We start from the raw sequence: 15930 nt of genomic DNA on the forward strand, positions 1-15930 counted from the left end.
CGACCGGCAGTACATGTGTTGCGAGAGACAAGCAGATGAGTGACGTCCAGACCATCGATCAGGAAGCCGCAGCGCTCAAGGTTCCGCCCCACTCGGTCGAGGCCGAGCAATCGGTGCTGGGTGGTCTGATGTTGGACAATCAGGCCTGGGACAGCATCGCCGACCGCCTGGTCGCCGATGACTTCTATCGCTATGAACACCGTCTGGTGTTCAACGCCATGGTGGCGCTGGCGGAGTCCAGTCGCCCGCTGGACGTGGTGACCCTGTCCGAGGCGCTGGAGGCTCGCGATCAACTCGATACCGTGGGTGGACTGGCGTACCTGGCGGAGCTCGCCCGCAATACGCCTTCCGCCAGTAATATCCGCGCCTACGGTGATATCGTTCGCGAAAGGGCCACCCTGCGCAAACTGATTCAGGCAGCCAACCAGATCGCCGATGGCGCGTTCAGCCCCAACGGTCGTCCCGCTGACGAGCTGGTCAACGAGGCCGAGCGTCTGGTGTTCCAGATCAGCGAAGATCGCCCCAAGGCCGGTGGTCCCATCGGCATGAGCGAACTGCTGACCAAGGCCGTCGATCGAATCGACGAACTGTTCAATATGAAGGGCGAGATGACCGGTCTGTCGACGGGTTTTCGTGACCTGGATGACATGACGTCGGGCCTTCAACCTTCTGACCTGGTCATTGTGGCCGGTCGACCCTCCATGGGTAAGACCACCTTTGCCATGAATCTGGTAGAGCATGCGGTAGTCTCCAGCGACAAGCCGGTCATGGTGTTTTCCATGGAGATGCCGGCAGACTCGATCATGCTGCGTATGCTGTCGTCACTGGGTCGTATCGATCAGACTCGCGTGCGTTCCGGTCAGCTGGAAGACGAGGACTGGCCGCGGCTCACCTCCGCGGTCAACCTGCTGAAGGACAAGCAGCTGTTTATCGATGACACCGCAGCCTTGTCCCCCAACGAAATGCGCTCGCGAGTTCGTCGAGTCGTGCGCGAACACGGCAACCTGGCGATGATCATGATCGACTATCTGCAGCTGATGCAGGTGCCAGGGTTCGGTGACAACCGTACCGGTGAGATCTCCGAGATATCACGGTCTCTCAAGGGGCTGGCCAAGGAATTCGGGTGCCCGGTCATTGCCCTGTCGCAGCTCAACCGTTCATTGGAGCAGCGACCCAACAAGCGCCCGGTGATGTCGGATCTGCGTGAGTCCGGGGCCATCGAGCAGGACGCCGACCTCATCGGTTTCGTCTATCGTGATGAGGTCTACAATCCTGATAACCCCGATAACAAGGGGCTGGCCGAATTTATCATCGGCAAGCAGCGTAACGGTCCGATCGGCGCGGTTCACATGGCCTTTATCGGCAAATACACCCGTTTCGAGGATCTTGCACCAGATAGCTACGGCGACACCTTCGGTGAATAGGCCCTGCGCAAGAGGTGCGGCTTGAGCTGAACCGGTGGACTCGTATAATGCCGCCCCTTGCACTTTGTAACCCGACTCTGGAGGACCCTGACATGGCAGGTGGATTTCGACGCGGCAATCGGCGCCGCGCGCCCAAGCTGGAAGCCCGAGGTGAGCTGACTTCGGTGGAACGTGAAGGTCCTTTCAAGGAATGGCTGGGCATGCCCGATCTGTACCGTTACCACCTGGTGGTGGACGGCGTCGACTACAGTTATCAGACAGAAGATGCCGAACTTCCGGTGGCTGTAGGGGATAAGGTGGTCTTTCGTTACAAGGAAACCAAGGCAGGGAACTGGGTCGACAGAAATTCCCTGGGCAAGGCTATCGATCCTTCCGAGTATCAGTAGGCGTCGGGACAGCTGTAGGGTGACGCTGTAGCGCATGACAGGCTGGCCTGTTGGGCGTCTGGTTGCCCGCGAGGCCACCGAAGGGGTGGCCTTTGCCTGGTGTGTGCTCGTTCCTTCGCCTCTCGCATCTCTGGGTTTGGTGTCTTCTGTTTTCTCTTTCTTCTGTTCCTTCTTCCCTCTGTCCGTTCGTCGCTGTGCGCGCTTCCCTTGCTGCGTCACCTTTCGTTCTAGCCTTCTCTTTTTACTGAGTTTCTTGACGGCATGGGGCTGTCTTCTGCTGGAGCGTGCTTGATTGCATCGCGCAGGGAACGGCAGGTGTGTATCCAGGTCAGAGAAATTATTGTTAGCGTAACCAGAATGTCACTCTCCATCGTCAGGCTGTGCCATGATCAAACCGTCGCACCGTCCATCGCGCTAGTGTCGAGCAGGCTGTGAGACGATGACCCGCGCCAGACGGTGGTGAGAATGGACTGGTGTGACAGATAGCGCTAATCAGCAAGGCGGTGGCAAGACGCTGGCCGCCACTACAGGATGAAAAGAGGCGAAAGATATTATGGAATTTCAGGAGCTGAAGGCCTTTGTGGGCCGACACGACAACTTCGAGATCCGCGTCATCAGCCACGCGGGTAGCCGTTTCTATCAAGTCGAGCTGGAAGACGTCGAAGGGGCGCGTCATATGCTTTGCCGACGCGGCAAGCCTGTGCTGTTCCGTTCACTGGACGATGTCTACCTTGAGCTGAAGCGAGCAGGCATTCATCGAGCCTACCTGGTGCAGCACGTCGCTCACGACGAGGTGATTGGCCGCGAGACCCACTATGCGCAGCCACTGGCATCGCGCATGCCACTGGTCTTCTGACGCTGGCCTCCCGACCCCCACCATTGACGTTCTGACACCCCAGGGTGTTCCTGCCTTCCTCTGACCGATACAAGTCCCTGGCGCTGATAGCCAGGGCCCGTGACGGTCTTGTTCGAACCTCTCCAGGTCGAACCCTTCCAGATCGAAACTGTTCAGACCTAACCTATCTAGATCGACCCTATCTAGACCGACCCTATCTAGACCGACCCTATCCAGATCGACCCTATCCAGACCGCGCTTGGCCAGTCTGTACGTTGCCAGTCTGGTCTTAGCCAGACCCGTGTCGCCCCAGCCAGGGACGTAGCTTGGCAAACAGGCGATAGCCCAGGTCCAGCGCCTGCCGCATTCCCGGTAGCATGCTGAACCAGAGCCAGCGCCGGTAGCCCAAGGTCGCGTACAGGGCTCTGCTGGCATCCATCCCGACGATCCAGTGGCCCCTTGCGTCGAGAAGGTGCAGCTTGCCCATCATGTCCTCGATGCGCTTGCCCCACTGCGCGGCATCAAAGTCGGGATGGCGAATATCCACGAAGCGAATACGGTCCCGTCTGGGATGGCCGCGCAGCCAGGCGACTTCCCGGCGACACAGCGGGCAGCCGCCGTCGTGGAACAGGGTGACCGGCGGGATGATGTCGTCGAAGCGCTTCAAGATGATGACCCCCGGGCACGATAGCCTGCCACATGTTCGCCTTGGCCGTAGCTCGGCTCGAGCTCCAGCGTGGCGAGAAAGGACTCCGCCTGCTCACGCATGGCGGTGCGCTTGTCATCGCTCATGCGGCTCAAGGAACCGTAGATCAACTTCATTCGGTGGTTGTTGCTCAGGGTGTCGGCGTGGCGCTCAAGGAAGTGCCAGTAGAGGCTGTTGAAAGGGCAGGCCGTCTCGCCTGTGGTCTTCTTTACATCGTAGTGGCAGTCGCGACAGTGATCCGACATGCGGTCAATGTACTTGCCAGATGCACAGTAGGGCTTGGACCCCATGATGCCTCCGTCAGCATGCAGCACCATGCCCAGCGTATTGGGCAGCTCGACCCACTCGCAGGCATCGGCATAGACGGCGAGATACCAGTCGCATAGTGCCTCCGGACTGACGCCGCATAGCAGGGCAAAGTTGCCGGTGACCATCAGACGCTGAATATGGTGGGCGTAGGCATTCTCGCGAGTCATGGCGATAGCGCGCTGCAGGCAGCGCATGTCCGTCTCTCCGGTCCAGTAGAAGCGAGGCAGGCCACGAGTCGCCTTGAGGGCGTTGCCGCGCTTGTAGTCTGGCATCTGAGACCAGTAGACGCCGCGCACGTACTCGCGCCAGCCGAGTATCTGTCGCACGAAGCCCTCGACCGCGTTGATCGGGGCCTTGCCTTCAAGATACGCATTCTGGGCTGCCTCACAGACCTCTCTCGGGCTTATCAGCCCCAGGTTCATCGGCGCCGAGAGGCGCGAGTGGAAGAGGTAGGGGTCGTCATCGCTGATGGCGTCCTGGTAGTCACCAAAGTCGGGTAGCAGCGCATCAATGAAATGGCGCAGGTCGACCAGCGCCTGCCGCCGCGTCACCGGCCAGTGGAAGCCGTCAAGATCGCCAAAGTGATCGCCAAAGTGCTCTGCCACCAGGTCGAGCACTGCCTGGGTGGTGTCGTCGATACCATGCTCAGGCGGTGATGGCACATCGAGGCGCTGGTCGAGTGGCTTGCGGTTGTCCTTGTCAAAGTTCCACTGACCGCCCATCGGCTCGTCGCCTTCCATCAGTAGCCCAGTATGGCGCCGCATCTCGCGATAGAAGGCCTCCATGCGGGGTTGCTTACGCCCTGACAGCCACTTCGCGAATGCCTCGGGGGTGCAGTAGAACCGAGTGTCTTCAGTCCATTCCCAGGGCACGTCGCTGCGACGCTCCTCGATCGCCTGCAGCAGGCGCCATTCCCCCGGGCGAGTGGTCACGATGCGCTGACAGTCATAGAGCTTTGCGAGCCGCTCGGCCTCTTGCAGCAGCGAGTGGGCGTTGTCCGGGTCATCGAGCGCGCTGTAATGGACCCGATATCCCTTGTCACGCAGGCTGGCAGCAAAGTGGCGCATGGCCGACAGCATCATCGCAATCTTTTGCGGATGATGGGGAACATAGCGACCTTCCTCGGCGACCTCGCAGAGGGCGAACACGTCGTCATCCGAGGCGTGTTCCAGTGCTGCCAGCTCGTGGCTCAGCTGATCACCGGCAAGCAGAATCAAGGATCTGGACATAAGTTTTCCAACAGTTGTACAAATCTTCTTTATAGTAACACTTGATTCGAGCCTGACACCTGCTGGTGTTAGTCTTTTTGCTTACCGAGACCGCCAAGAGGAAGCCATTTTCATGGATCAGTCTGATTCCCCGTCATCCGAGCAGGTACGCCGTCCGCCACATGCCCCAGCGGACCACCCTGTCATTCCTCGTGACAAGATCGGGGTGCTGGTCGCCAATCTGGGGACGCCGGATGATACGGACTACTGGTCCATGCGCCGCTACTTAAGCGAGTTTCTATCGGATCAGCGGGTCGTCGATTACCCTCGTTGGCTGTGGCAGCCGCTGTTGCAGCTGGTGATCCTCAGCCGTCGGCCGTTTGCCTCAGGGGAGGCATATCGCAGCATCTGGAACACCGAGAAGGACGAAAGTCCGTTGCTGACGATCACCCGCAACCAGGCGGACAAGCTGGCGGTGCGCTTGCGTGACGCTGTGGGGGAGAATATCGAGGTCAGTTTCGGCATGCGCTACGGCAATCCCTCGACAGAAAAGGCGCTCAAGGAGCTGGAGGACAAGGGCTGTCGGCGTATCCTGTTCTTTCCTCTTTACCCGCAGTATGGCTCACCGACCACCGCGACGGCGTGCGACCAGTTCTTTCGCCAGTTGATGAAACGGAAGTGGCAGCCGGCCATCAGGACCGCGTCGGCCTACTTCGATGAGCCGGCCTATATCGACGCTCTGGCGGCCTCGGTGAGGGAGCGCCTGGCGCAGGAGACCCAGCCGCCCACCAGGATCGTGGCCTCCTATCACGGGGTACCCAAGCGCTTTTTGACAGAAGGCGACCCGTACTACTGCCAATGCGTGAAGACGACTCGGCTGTTGCGAGAGCGGCTCGGCATGCCGGAAGAGGATGTCGTTACCGCCTTCCAGTCGAAATTTGGTCCAGAGGAGTGGGTCGGGCCCGCAACGGTCGACAAGGTGGCCGAACTGGCACGCCAGGGCCATAAGCGCATTGCAGTGCTGTCGCCTGCCTTCAGTGCCGATTGCGTAGAAACCCTGGAAGAAATCCAGCAGGAAATTCGGGATGCCTTCATCGAGGCCGGCGGAGAGACGTTTGTCTATATTCCCTGCCTGAATGATCGCGACGATCACATCGACGCGCTGGCGGGCATCGTCAGGCGAGAGTTGGCCGGATGGTTATGAGAGCCTAGACGCCATCGCAAAATGGGCAGCCATCTGGCTGCCCATTGTCGTTTAGCAGACCGCTCTGGCCTACTCCGGATCGGGGTGGGGGACCGGCTTTGCACCGACTTCCTCTTCCCGAAACTCGAGGGGCTTGCCCCGGGTCTTGTCCAGGTAGTTAAGACGCTGATGCAGGCCGGTCTTGGCCAGCATGTGGGCACTGACAGGTGCTGTGATGAACAGGAACAGGGTAATCAGCATTTCCTGCAGGTGCAGGCCGCCCTGAGTGACGCTGAAGTACACCATCGAGCCTGCGAGTATGCAGCCCATGCCCAGGGTGGTGGCCTTGGTCGGACCATGCAGGCGCATATAGAAGTCCCTGAGGTGGGCCATGCCCAGCGAGCCGATGAAGGCAAACAGCCCGCCAGCGATCAGCAGTACCGAGATCAGGCCCTCGAGAAACACGTATAGCATGAAGACTCTCCTGAATTACTCGATGATGTCGCCGCGCAGCAAGTACTTGCAGACTGCGATGGTGCTGATGAAGCCCAGCAGTGCAATCAACAGCGCCGCCTCGAAATAGGTCTTGGTGTTGAGCCAGATGCCCATAAGGATGATCAGCGCGATGGAGTTCACATACATCGTGTCCAGCGCGAGAATCCGGTCGGGCATGTCAGGTCCCACCGTCAACCGGTACAGGTTCAGCAACAGCGCCAGGGAGACCAGCGTCAGGCTGATGGTCAACGCGATATCGATCATTCGAAGATCTCCTTCAGCGGCCGCTCATAGCGTTCCCGAATGGTGTCGATGAGGGTTTGCTCATCGCGCACGTCCAGCGCGTGTATCAGCAGCGTCTTCCCATCCATGCGCAGGTTCGCCGAGACCGTACCCGGTGTCAGCGTGATCGTGCTGGCCAAAAGCGTGATGGTAAAGCGTTCTTCGAGCATCAGCGGATACTCGACGAAATGCGGCCGAGTGCGGCGCCAGGGATTGATGATGATCCAGGCAACCTGCAGGTTGGCCACCACAATGTCACCGATGACCCTCAAGAAGAAGCGCAGCAGTTTCCAGGGTTTCTTGACGCCGGGCTGCAAGTCCCAGAAGGGGTAGGTCAGCCAGGGGATCAGCACCGCCAGGACGCTGCCCAGCAGCAGATGGCCCACAGAGACATCATTGACCAGCAGCAGCCAGACAACCAGCAACAGCAGGCTCAGTAGCGGGGTGGGCAACAACGAACGAGAGCGGGTGGTCATGGAGCGTCTCCCTGTTGCATCAGCACGGCGCGGAGCATGGGTTCAGGATTGGTCAGCTGTTCGGCGGTGGCTTCGGTATAGCCTGCCAGGGGCCCGGCCAGCACTACCAGCAGGGGGGAGGCGGCCAGCAACCAGCCAGTGCCGGCCCACTGCCAGGCCGACAACGGCTCTCCGTCATCGCTGGCCTGACTGCGCCAGAACAGGGTGGAGCCGGCCCGGGACAGCGCCACGATGGCACACAGCCCGGTGCCCAGCAGTAAAGGCCAGAACCACAGGCGTTGGTCGCTATCGCCAGCACTCATCAGCATGACCTTGCCAAAGGCGCCTGACAGCGGCGGCAAGCCTGCCACGGCCATACCACCGATGACGAACATCAGCCCGAGGGCCGTGGCATTGTGGGGGACACGGCCCCGCACCAGGCGCGTGCCTGCCTTGCCACGCTGGGTGCCGATCATGTCGGCCAGCAGGAACAGACCACCGGTGACCAGGGTGGTATGGACCAGATAGAACAACAGTCCCGATACCGCAGCAGGGGAGCGCATGCCGACGCCGGCCAGCAGGGTACCCACCGACACCAGTACCAGGTAGGCCACCAACAGGCGCAGGTCACGCGCCGCCAGCACGCTGATGCCGGAAATCGCCAGAGTGCCAAGGGCAAGCCACCATACCCAGCTCTGCTCCAATGCCTCGAGGGGGCCGGCCTGGTCGCCGAAGATCAGCCAGTAGACCCGCAATATCGCGTAGACCCCGATCTTGGTCATTACCGCAAATAGGGCGGCGACCGGAGGCGGAGCGCTGGCATAGGCCCGTGGCAGCCAGAAGTACAGCGGCAGAATGGCCGCCTTGAGGCCAAAGACCACCAGCAGCAGCAGCGCGCCGGCCACCACCATGCCCTGGCGTTCGCTGGGTAGCTGGCTCACCGCCTGGGCCATGTCGGCCATGTTGAGGGTGCCCGTGGCACCGTAGAGCAGCCCAACCGCGAATAGAAACAGTGCCGATCCGGCAAGGTTGAGGACCGCATAATGCACGGCGGACTGGATGCGACCCTTGCCTCCGCCATGCACCAGCAGGGCGTAGGAGGCGAGCAGCAGCACCTCGAAAAAGACGAACAGGTTGAACAGGTCGCCGGTCAGGAAGGCGCCGTTGATCCCCATCAGCTGCAGCTGGAAGAGGCCATGAAAGTTGCTGCCCTTCTCGTCGTCGCCGCCGCAGGCAAACAGCACGGCGCCAACGGCCAGGAGGGACGTCACGAAAATCATCAGCGCAGACAGGCGATCAAGCACCATGACAATGCCAAAGGGTGGCTGCCAGTCACCGAGCGCATAGTAGTGAATGTCGCCAGCGGCGGCCTGACGCAACAGCAGCAGGCTGACCAACAGCAAGGCAAAGGTGGTCACCAGGCCCAGAACACGCTTATAGGACGGGTTGCCGAAGCGCGTCATCAACAGTGCCACCGCGGCTGCCAGGGGCAGGACGATGGGCATCACGATCAGGTGGGACATCAACGTCGCTCCTCCTTGTCCTCGGCCTTGCGCCCATCGACATGGTCATTGCCCATGTCGCCCCGGGCGCGCATGGCGAGGATGACCGCGAAGGCCGTCATGGCAAAGCCGATGACGATGGCGGTGAGTACCAGCGCCTGGGGCAGCGGATCACTGTAGTGGCTCTTGCCGTCGATGATGGCGGAGCCTCCCGCCGTGAGCCCGCCCATGGAGAACAGAAACAGGTTGGTCGCATAGGACAGCAACGTAAGGCCGACCACCACCGGGAAGGTTCTCCCGCGAAGCATCAGGTACAGGCCACTGGCGGCGAGCACGCCGGTGGTAATGGCATAGAGCATTTCCATATCACACGGTCTCCTTGCCGTCGGAGGGGGCAGCGGTTCGGTGCAATCCCTGCTCTACCGAACCTTGGTCATGGTCTTCCTTGGCCGGGCGGTGAGGCGTGGTGACCTTGCCCAGGTTGGCCAGGATCATCAGAGTGGCGCCCACTACCGCGAGATAGACGCCAAGGTCGAACAGCATGGCGGTGGCCAGCTCGATGTCACCGATCAAGGGGATGTGGAAGTGGCCAAAGGACGATGTCAGGAAGGGCGCGCCGAACAGCCAGCTGCCGAAGCCCGTCAATGCCGCCACGCCGACGCCAAGGATGGCGACGGGCTGATAGGGGAAGTCGAGTCGCTGCTGGGTCCAGGCAACCCCCCTGGCCATATACACCAGCAGCAGCCCGACGGCAGTGATCAGGCCAGCGATGAAACCGCCGCCGGGCTGATTGTGACCGCGCAGGAAGATGAAGACCGACACCAGCAGCGCCAGCGGCAACACCGTCTGCGAGATGGTTGTCAGGATCATCGGATAGCGATCGGGTGCCCAGATCCGGCCTTCGCTGTCACTGTGCGGCATGAACAGGCGCAGGCGATTGAGCAGCTTGAAGATGGCCAGTCCCGCGATGGCCAGGACGGTGATCTCGCCCAGGGTATCGAAGCCACGGAAGTCGACCAGAATCACATTGACCACGTTGTGGCCGCCTCCTCCTGGCACGCTGTTGTCGAGGAAGAATTGAGAAATACTCTCCGTATCGCGGGTCAGAACGGTGTAGTTGAGACCCGCAATCACGCCCCCAAGCCCCATGCACAGCAGCAGGTCGCGCAAGGCTCGTGCCGGAGTCGACTCTCTTGGCGTCTTTTGTGGCAAAAAGAACAGCGCCAGCATCAGCAGAATCATGGTCACCACCTCTACCGACAGCTGGGTCAGGGCCAGGTCAGGCGCAGAGAAGCGGGCAAAGGTCAGGGATACCAGCAGACCGACCACCGACAGCATCAGCAGTGAGATCAGGCGGTGTCGGTGGGTGATGGCGGTGCCGATGCCGGTAAAGATCAGCAGCAGGGCACCGACCAGCAGGACACCGTCGACCGGTTGATTGCCCTTGGCTCCCGTGAGCGCATCCATGCGCGCCAGACCCACGGCGCCGGCGATCAGAGAGGCGCCTAACAGCAGCGTCATGAAGCGCTGCAGCGACGCATTGTCGAACCACTCGGTGATGCGTTCTGCGCGATCGCCGATCGTCTGGACCACGCCCTCGAAGATGCGGCTGGCATCGCGGGGCGGAAAGTCACGCACAAACTGGCGGATCTTGCGGTGCAGCAGATAGGTTGTCAGGCCGGCCAGCGTGGCGATGATGCTCATCGCCAGCGGTAGGTTGAAGCCGTGCCAGATGGCCAGGTGAAAATCCAGGGGCTCAAGCAAAACGGCGGCCACCGCCGGTGCCAGCAGCCAGGTGGCCATCACCGCGGGAAACAGGCCGACCAGGATGCACAGTGTTGCCAGCAACTCCGACGGAGCGCGCATCAGGTGAGGAGGCTCGTGAGGAGCCTTGGGGGGAGCGTGACGAGGCTCGGCGAAGAACACCGCATGGACCAGACGGATCGAGTAGGCCACCGACAGCACACCGCCGATGGTGGCGAGTACCGGCAGCACCAGGCTCAAACCGCCAAAGGCCTGGGAGTCCAGGGTTTCCGTGAAGAACATCTCCTTGGAGATAAAGCCATTGAGCAGCGGGAAGCCTGCCATGGCAGCGCCTGTGATACTCATCACGATGCAGGTGATCGGCATGGCCTTGGAAAGCCTGCCCAGCCTGGCCAGGTCCCGCGTTCCCGCTTCGTGGTCGATGATGCCCGAGCACATGAAAAGCGCGGCCTTGAAGGTCGCATGGTTGAGAATATGAAATAGCGCAGCGAGCACCGCCATGGGGCTGCCGATCCCCAACAGTACCGTGATCAGGCCAAGATGGCTGACAGTCGAGAATGCCAGGATGCCCTTGAGGTCTGCCTTGATCAGCGCGAACCATGCCGCGTAGACCATGGTGACGATCCCGACCACGGTCACGATGGCCGACCACAGCTCACTGCCGGCAATGGCCGGGTGCAGGCGAGCCATCAGGAAAATGCCGGCTTTGACCATAGTGGCCGAGTGCAGGTAGGCGGAGACCGGCGTTGGCGCTGCCATGGCGTGGGGCAGCCAGAAGTGGAAGGGGAACTGCGCCGACTTGGCGAAGGCGCCCAGCAGCACGAGCACCAGCATGATGGGGTAGCGCGGGTCCGCCAGAATGGTGGCGCCGCTGTCTAGCACGACCTGCATATCCAGGCTGCCGACGATGTCGCCGAGCAGCAGCAGGCCAGCGAGCAGGGCCAGACCGCCCGCACCGGTGACCGTCATGGCCATGCGCGCACCCTTGCGGGCCTCGGAGCGGTGTGACCAGAAACCGATCAACAGAAACGACGACAGGCTGGTGAGCTCCCAGAACATCCACAGGACCAGCAGATTGTCGGCCATGGCAATGCCGACCATGGAGGCCATGAACAGGATCAGGTAGGCGTAGAACTTGGCGTAGTTCTCGCTGGCGTCCAGGTAGTAGTGGGCATACAGGATGATCAGCAGGCCGATACCCAGTATCAACAGATTGAACAGCAGCGACAGACCGTCCAGGCGGAAGGCCAGGTCAAGGCCGATCTGCGGCACCCACTCGAGGCCTGCACGGGGAATGTTGCCTGCCTCGATGGCGGGCAGATAACTGAGGGTAAGGGCCAGCGCCACTGCCGGAAGGCAAGCGGTGGCCAGGGTGCAGAGTAAGCGGCCTCGAGATCCGGTCAATGCGGGTACCAGCACACCGAGAAGCGGTAGCAAGGGAATCCATAGCAAAGTCATCTGTTGGTCATCCTGCCTGTCCTTGAACGTGGTAAGCCCTGACGCGCCTGTAAAAGCCGTTCGACTACAAGGTGTTATGAGTACCCCTGGAGTGGCGGTCACCTTACCCTGAAGCGCCGCCCCACTTTACCCGAAAGATGGACGCCCCGCTGCCCTGTTCGGATTCAACGACCTCGGTCTTCTCTTACAGGCTTGTACGATAAGTGTACAAGTCCTATATTTTAGAGATCCTCATGGCGCTGGACCATCGAATACCTGGCGCCAGAAGGCGGAAGGGGCCGCTATCGGCCGACGTAATGGATGGTGAGTGGAGTTGGCATGGAGACAGATCTGGTCTGGCTGCGCGGGGAGCTCAGGTTGGCGGATAACCCGCTGCTGGCATCGCCGGGAGGGATCAGCGAGCGGCTCGTGGTGTACGTGATCGACGCTGCCCTCCTTGAGCCTCAGGCGCCGCTGGACATCCCCAGAATGGGGGCGCGCAGGCTGCGATTCCTGTGGCAGAGCCTACGGGAGCTGAGAGGCGAGTTGCTCAAGTGTGGCAGCGATCTGCTGGTCACCGTGGGCGAGCCGGTGACGCTGGTGGCAAACCTGGCCGAGCGTATCGGCGCCTCGGCAGTGCGTGTGGGTGAGCATCCCGGTAGCGAAGAGCAGCAACAGGTGCAGCGCCTGTCACAGCTATTGCATCCTGGTTGTCGGCTCGACACGTTCAGTACCGCCACGCTCTGGGCGCATGCAACCTTGCCTATTGCAGTGGAGGAGGTTCCGGGCAGCTGGTCCGCGTTCAAGCGCAAGCTGGGCGAGGCCAAGCCATCTGCTAAGGCACTACCAGCGGCAGCCACTCAGCCCGCCTGGCCCGATCGGGCGCCTCGCGGGCTGCCGTCGCTGCAGCGTCTTTCGCCGGCGGCAGCGGCGCTCGATGATCACCCTGACCCGTTGGGCCTTGGCTATGCGGGCGGCGCAGCGAGTGGACTTGACCGCCTTGATGAGTATTTCTGGAAGCAGCAAGCGATCGGTGTCTATCAAGACACCCGTAACGGGTTGGTGGGGCCGGACTTCTCGTCACGCCTGTCGGCTTGGTTGGCCACGGGGTGTATCTCTGCCACCCAGGTGCTGGGCGCGCTGACGCGTTGGGAGCAGGAGCACGGGGCCAATGCCTCGACGAAGCACTTCTATCGCGAGCTGCTATGGCGAGAATACTTCCACTGGGCGGCGTGGCAGGAGGGGAGCGCACTGTTTGGCAAGCGGGCGCCATCGCCAGGACAGGCGTTCACACGCTGGCAGCAGGGAGAGACGGGGCAGCCGGCGGTGGATGCGGCCATGAAGGAACTGCGCGATTGTGGCTGGATATCCAACCGTGCGCGTCAGTGGGCGGCCAGCTATCTGGTGCACGATCTGTGCGGAGATTGGCGTCATGGAGCCGCCTGGTTCGAGCACTGTCTGATGGATTATGACGTGGCCAGTAATTGGGGTAACTGGAAGTACATCGCGGGCGTGGGGCGTGACACTCGGCCCAAGGTCTTCGACATGGATGATCAGGTCTGGCGTTACGACCCCGAGTTGCGATACGTCCAACACTGGCTCGAGAAGGACGAGCCTGAACGGCGACAGGGGGTGTCATGAGGACGAGAAGAAGGACCATCGGCGTCTCAGTTCGCAGCGATCAGAGCCATGCGCTGGCAGGACGAAAGGGCGGGAAGTGCGGTGACATGGTGGTATCGAAGGACAGCCCCAGCCCCCTCCTGTGGTCGACGCCGATTCCCTCCGTTTGCATCTAGCGCCGCAGCGGGGAGTGGGTCATCATGCCTGCACATTGATTGCCAAGGATTGCCTTCAACATGTCGACGCGACTGCTTCCCGCCTTTCTTCTTATCGCCTTGGTCGGCTGCCAGACGACGTCTGCCGCCCCAGAGAGTGGACCTGCCAGCCCTGCTGCCTCGGAGACAGAGAGTGCCAGCTCTGACAGCGACGCGGCAACGCCCGCCGCCAAGGACGCCAGTGCTGACGATCATGACGGTCGTACCTTCGACCAGTGGCTCGCCGACTTCCGTCGCCAGGCTCGTAGTGAAGGTATCAGCGAAGACACACTGGCGCGGGCCCTGGATGGCGTGCGTTACCGTCCCAGGGTGATTGAGCTCGACGGCTCGCAGCCCGAGTTCGTGCGTCCGGTCTGGCAATATCTTGATACCGCCGTGTCAAACGCGCGGGTGACCCAAGGGCGTGACAAGTTGGCAGCCAACCGCAGTGCAGCGGATCGTGCCCAGTCAAGCTATGGCGTGCCGGTGGAAGTGCTGACGGCTATCTGGGGCATAGAAAGCAACTACGGCCAGAATTTTGGTGATTTCTCCACTCTGGAAGCGTTGGCCACACTGGCTTACGACGGTCGCCGTCGAGACTTTGCCCGCGGGGAGCTGCTGGCCGCGCTGAAGATCATCCAGGCCGGGGATATCACGCCCCAGCGCATGAAAGGGTCCTGGGCGGGAGCCATGGGACATACGCAGTTTATCCCGTCGAGCTTTGTGTCCTATGCCAAGGACGGTGATGGAGACGGTCGCCGGGATATCTGGGCCAGCATTCCAGACGTCATGGCGTCTACCGCCAACTATCTGAATCGTGCCGGATGGCAGCCCGGCCAGCCCTGGGGCGTGGAGGTCGAGCTGCCTACTGGCTTCGACTACGCCCAGACTGAGCTCGACACCCGCAAGAGTGCCGCTGAGTGGGGCCAACAAGGGGTGCGCCGGCTCGGTGGTGGCGAGTTGCCGGCCTTTGCCGAGGCCTCGGTGATTACCCCCGCGGGTGCCCGCGGCCCGGCCTTCCTGGTGGGTCCCAATTTCCGTGCCATCCTTCGCTACAACAATGCCACCAGCTATGCCCTGGCGGTTTCCTCCCTCAGCGAGCGCATCGCAGGCCGGCCTGGCATTCAGGGAGGATGGCCGAGGGACGAGCAGCCCCTGAGTCGCACCCAAGTGCGCCAGCTGCAGGCACGGCTTCAGGCTCTGGGGTACGGGGTGGGAACCCCTGACGGCATCATGGGTCCCAATACTCGCGCGGGTCTGCGAGCCTGGCAGCGTGATCAGGGACTGGTTCCGGATGGCTTTGCCACCCTGCGCCTGCTCGAACAGCTGAATCGCTGATCCTCTTCAGACGTGCCCAAGCGACGGTTTGGGCACCCGGCACATCGGCGCTGGCTGACAGCGCCGCATCACAGGGAGAATTGCAGGATGAAGGAATCGCTTGAACGCTGGTGTGCGAGCCGGATACGTGCCGTGGCGCTGGCAGCGCTACCGTTGACCTTGATGCCGATGAACGCCGCCCTGGCTGATGACGGACCCGATGTCTTTGGTTGGGTGGAGAAGGCGACGCTGGAGCCCTGGGACGTGGAGGTCAAGGCCAAGCTGGACAGCGGTGCGCTGACATCCTCGCTGGATGCGCGAGATATCGAGCGGTTCGACAAGGACGGTGAGCCTTGGGTACGGTTTGCGCTCGAGCTGGAAGATGAAGAGACAGGCGAGACCTTCAAGAAGGAGCTCGAGCGGCCTTTGTATCGTGACATGACGGTACGTGGGGCCGGCGGCCGGGACGAACGTCTGGTCGTGCTGATGAAGGTGTGCATGGGCGATACCATTCACGAAGAGCAGTTCAGCCTGCGCAATCGCGAGGAAATGAACTATCCGATGCTGCTGGGACGTCGCACCATCGGTGAGCTCGGCCTTCTCGATGTGCGAGAAACCTTCCTGATCGCGCCGACCTGTGACGAGAATTCACCGGTGATCGAGCACGATGGGGAAGGGGAGTTCGGCACCAATCGCAGGGCCGAAGAGACCGACGACCAGGACGCAGAGGACCAGGACGCTGAATGATCGCCGTCTGCTGGCCAGTACGTCACGGCATGGCGGCTGCCGCTGCCATGCCTGTGTGCGTTGCCA

The 15930-nt window shown here is 61.5% G+C and carries 15 protein-coding genes; 7 read left to right on the plus strand and 8 right to left on the minus strand.

Going from position 1 to position 15930, the window contains the following annotated elements:
- Window positions 1-35 precede the first annotated feature (35 nt).
- From dnaB to KUV45_RS08435, 3 genes are all read left to right on the plus strand, one after another.
- Window positions 36-1424 carry a replicative DNA helicase gene (dnaB, locus tag KUV45_RS08425; protein WP_206941375.1) on the plus strand — a complete coding sequence of 463 codons (1389 nt, stop codon included), beginning with the start codon at window positions 36-38 and terminating at the stop codon, window positions 1422-1424.
- 92 nt (window positions 1425-1516) lie between these two features.
- Window positions 1517-1810, plus strand: a complete 294-nt coding sequence (locus KUV45_RS08430; RefSeq protein ID WP_206941374.1) for a hypothetical protein — start codon at window positions 1517-1519, stop codon at window positions 1808-1810.
- A gap of 553 nt (window positions 1811-2363) precedes the next feature.
- Complete coding sequence (locus KUV45_RS08435; RefSeq protein WP_206941373.1) at window positions 2364-2666, plus strand: DUF6482 family protein; 303 nt, start codon at window positions 2364-2366, stop codon at window positions 2664-2666.
- A gap of 268 nt (window positions 2667-2934) precedes the next feature.
- Here the strand turns inward: KUV45_RS08435 and KUV45_RS08440 are convergent, their stop codons facing one another.
- Together KUV45_RS08440 and KUV45_RS08445 are read right to left on the minus strand one after the other, a co-directional pair.
- Entirely contained in the window at window positions 2935-3312 is a 378-nt protein-coding gene (locus tag KUV45_RS08440; protein ID WP_222484207.1) for a thiol-disulfide oxidoreductase DCC family protein, read from the minus strand.
- Window positions 3309-4889: a cryptochrome/photolyase family protein gene (locus tag KUV45_RS08445; RefSeq protein ID WP_222162708.1), complete on the minus strand. Its 1581-nt coding sequence runs from the start codon at window positions 4887-4889 to the stop codon at window positions 3309-3311. The genes KUV45_RS08440 and KUV45_RS08445 overlap by 4 nt, the downstream gene beginning before the upstream one ends.
- Before the next feature lie 112 nt (window positions 4890-5001).
- Here KUV45_RS08445 and hemH point away from each other — a divergent pair, with 112 nt between their 5' ends.
- Entirely contained in the window at window positions 5002-6072 is a 1071-nt protein-coding gene (gene hemH, locus KUV45_RS08450) for a ferrochelatase (protein ID WP_222162709.1), read from the plus strand.
- Window positions 6073-6141: 69 nt separating this feature from the next.
- Here the strand turns inward: hemH and KUV45_RS08455 are convergent, their stop codons facing one another.
- Genes KUV45_RS08455 through KUV45_RS08480 form a run of 6 tightly spaced genes read right to left on the minus strand, consistent with a single transcriptional unit; the run spans window position 6142 to window position 12007 of the window.
- On the minus strand, window positions 6142-6525 hold the full coding sequence (locus tag KUV45_RS08455; protein WP_206941369.1) for a Na+/H+ antiporter subunit G: 384 nt from the start codon (window positions 6523-6525) through the stop codon (window positions 6142-6144).
- Window positions 6526-6540: 15 nt separating this feature from the next.
- Window positions 6541-6810, minus strand: coding sequence for a K+/H+ antiporter subunit F (locus KUV45_RS08460; protein ID WP_206941368.1), 270 nt, complete (start codon window positions 6808-6810; stop codon window positions 6541-6543).
- Entirely contained in the window at window positions 6807-7304 is a 498-nt protein-coding gene (locus KUV45_RS08465; RefSeq protein WP_206941367.1) for a Na+/H+ antiporter subunit E, read from the minus strand. The genes KUV45_RS08460 and KUV45_RS08465 overlap by 4 nt, the downstream gene beginning before the upstream one ends.
- Window positions 7301-8809: a monovalent cation/H+ antiporter subunit D gene (locus KUV45_RS08470; RefSeq protein ID WP_222162710.1), complete on the minus strand. Its 1509-nt coding sequence runs from the start codon at window positions 8807-8809 to the stop codon at window positions 7301-7303. The genes KUV45_RS08465 and KUV45_RS08470 overlap by 4 nt, the downstream gene beginning before the upstream one ends.
- Complete coding sequence (locus tag KUV45_RS08475; RefSeq protein WP_206941365.1) at window positions 8806-9150, minus strand: Na+/H+ antiporter subunit C; 345 nt, start codon at window positions 9148-9150, stop codon at window positions 8806-8808. Before KUV45_RS08475 ends, KUV45_RS08470 begins: the two co-directional genes overlap by 4 nt.
- Before the next feature lies 1 nt (window position 9151).
- A complete protein-coding gene (locus KUV45_RS08480) occupies window positions 9152-12007 on the minus strand; it encodes a monovalent cation/H+ antiporter subunit A (protein ID WP_222162711.1) in 2856 nt (951 codons plus the stop codon).
- Between the two features lie 318 nt (window positions 12008-12325).
- Between KUV45_RS08480 and KUV45_RS08485 the strand changes: the two genes are divergently transcribed.
- The 3 genes from KUV45_RS08485 (at window position 12326) to KUV45_RS08495 (ending at window position 15864) form a co-directional block, all read left to right on the plus strand.
- Window positions 12326-13627, plus strand: a complete 1302-nt coding sequence (locus tag KUV45_RS08485; RefSeq protein WP_222162712.1) for a DASH family cryptochrome — start codon at window positions 12326-12328, stop codon at window positions 13625-13627.
- Window positions 13628-13842: 215 nt separating this feature from the next.
- Window positions 13843-15138: a lytic murein transglycosylase gene (locus KUV45_RS08490; protein WP_222162713.1), complete on the plus strand. Its 1296-nt coding sequence runs from the start codon at window positions 13843-13845 to the stop codon at window positions 15136-15138.
- A gap of 162 nt (window positions 15139-15300) precedes the next feature.
- The gene (locus KUV45_RS08495; protein ID WP_222162901.1) at window positions 15301-15864 is read left to right on the plus strand and encodes a RimK/LysX family protein; all 564 of its coding nucleotides are present in this window, start codon (window positions 15301-15303) and stop codon (window positions 15862-15864) included.
- Window positions 15865-15930 lie beyond the last annotated feature (66 nt).

Origin of the sequence: Halomonas sp. DP3Y7-2 (assembly GCF_019800795.1) — a bacterium.
In the GTDB taxonomy this organism is placed as follows: Bacteria; Pseudomonadota; Gammaproteobacteria; order Pseudomonadales; family Halomonadaceae; genus Halomonas; species Halomonas litopenaei_A.

Bases quoted from the DNA above. Each gene is read 5' to 3' on its own strand.
- dnaB (WP_206941375.1), top strand. From the start codon at position 36: ATGAGTGACGTCCAGACCATCGATCAGGAAGCCGCAGCGCTCAAGGTT.
- KUV45_RS08430 (WP_206941374.1), top strand. From the start codon at position 1,517: ATGGCAGGTGGATTTCGACGCGGCAATCGGCGCCGCGCGCCCAAGCTG.
- KUV45_RS08435 (WP_206941373.1), top strand. From the start codon at position 2,364: ATGGAATTTCAGGAGCTGAAGGCCTTTGTGGGCCGACACGACAACTTC.
- KUV45_RS08445 (WP_222162708.1), bottom strand. From the start codon at position 4,889: ATGTCCAGATCCTTGATTCTGCTTGCCGGTGATCAGCTGAGCCACGAG.
- hemH (WP_222162709.1), top strand. From the start codon at position 5,002: ATGGATCAGTCTGATTCCCCGTCATCCGAGCAGGTACGCCGTCCGCCA.
- KUV45_RS08455 (WP_206941369.1), bottom strand. From the start codon at position 6,525: ATGCTATACGTGTTTCTCGAGGGCCTGATCTCGGTACTGCTGATCGCT.
- KUV45_RS08460 (WP_206941368.1), bottom strand. From the start codon at position 6,810: ATGATCGATATCGCGTTGACCATCAGCCTGACGCTGGTCTCCCTGGCG.
- KUV45_RS08465 (WP_206941367.1), bottom strand. From the start codon at position 7,304: ATGACCACCCGCTCTCGTTCGTTGTTGCCCACCCCGCTACTGAGCCTG.
- KUV45_RS08475 (WP_206941365.1), bottom strand. From the start codon at position 9,150: ATGGAAATGCTCTATGCCATTACCACCGGCGTGCTCGCCGCCAGTGGC.
- KUV45_RS08480 (WP_222162711.1), bottom strand. From the start codon at position 12,007: ATGACTTTGCTATGGATTCCCTTGCTACCGCTTCTCGGTGTGCTGGTA.
- KUV45_RS08485 (WP_222162712.1), top strand. From the start codon at position 12,326: ATGGAGACAGATCTGGTCTGGCTGCGCGGGGAGCTCAGGTTGGCGGAT.
- KUV45_RS08490 (WP_222162713.1), top strand. From the start codon at position 13,843: ATGTCGACGCGACTGCTTCCCGCCTTTCTTCTTATCGCCTTGGTCGGC.
- KUV45_RS08495 (WP_222162901.1), top strand. From the start codon at position 15,301: ATGCCGATGAACGCCGCCCTGGCTGATGACGGACCCGATGTCTTTGGT.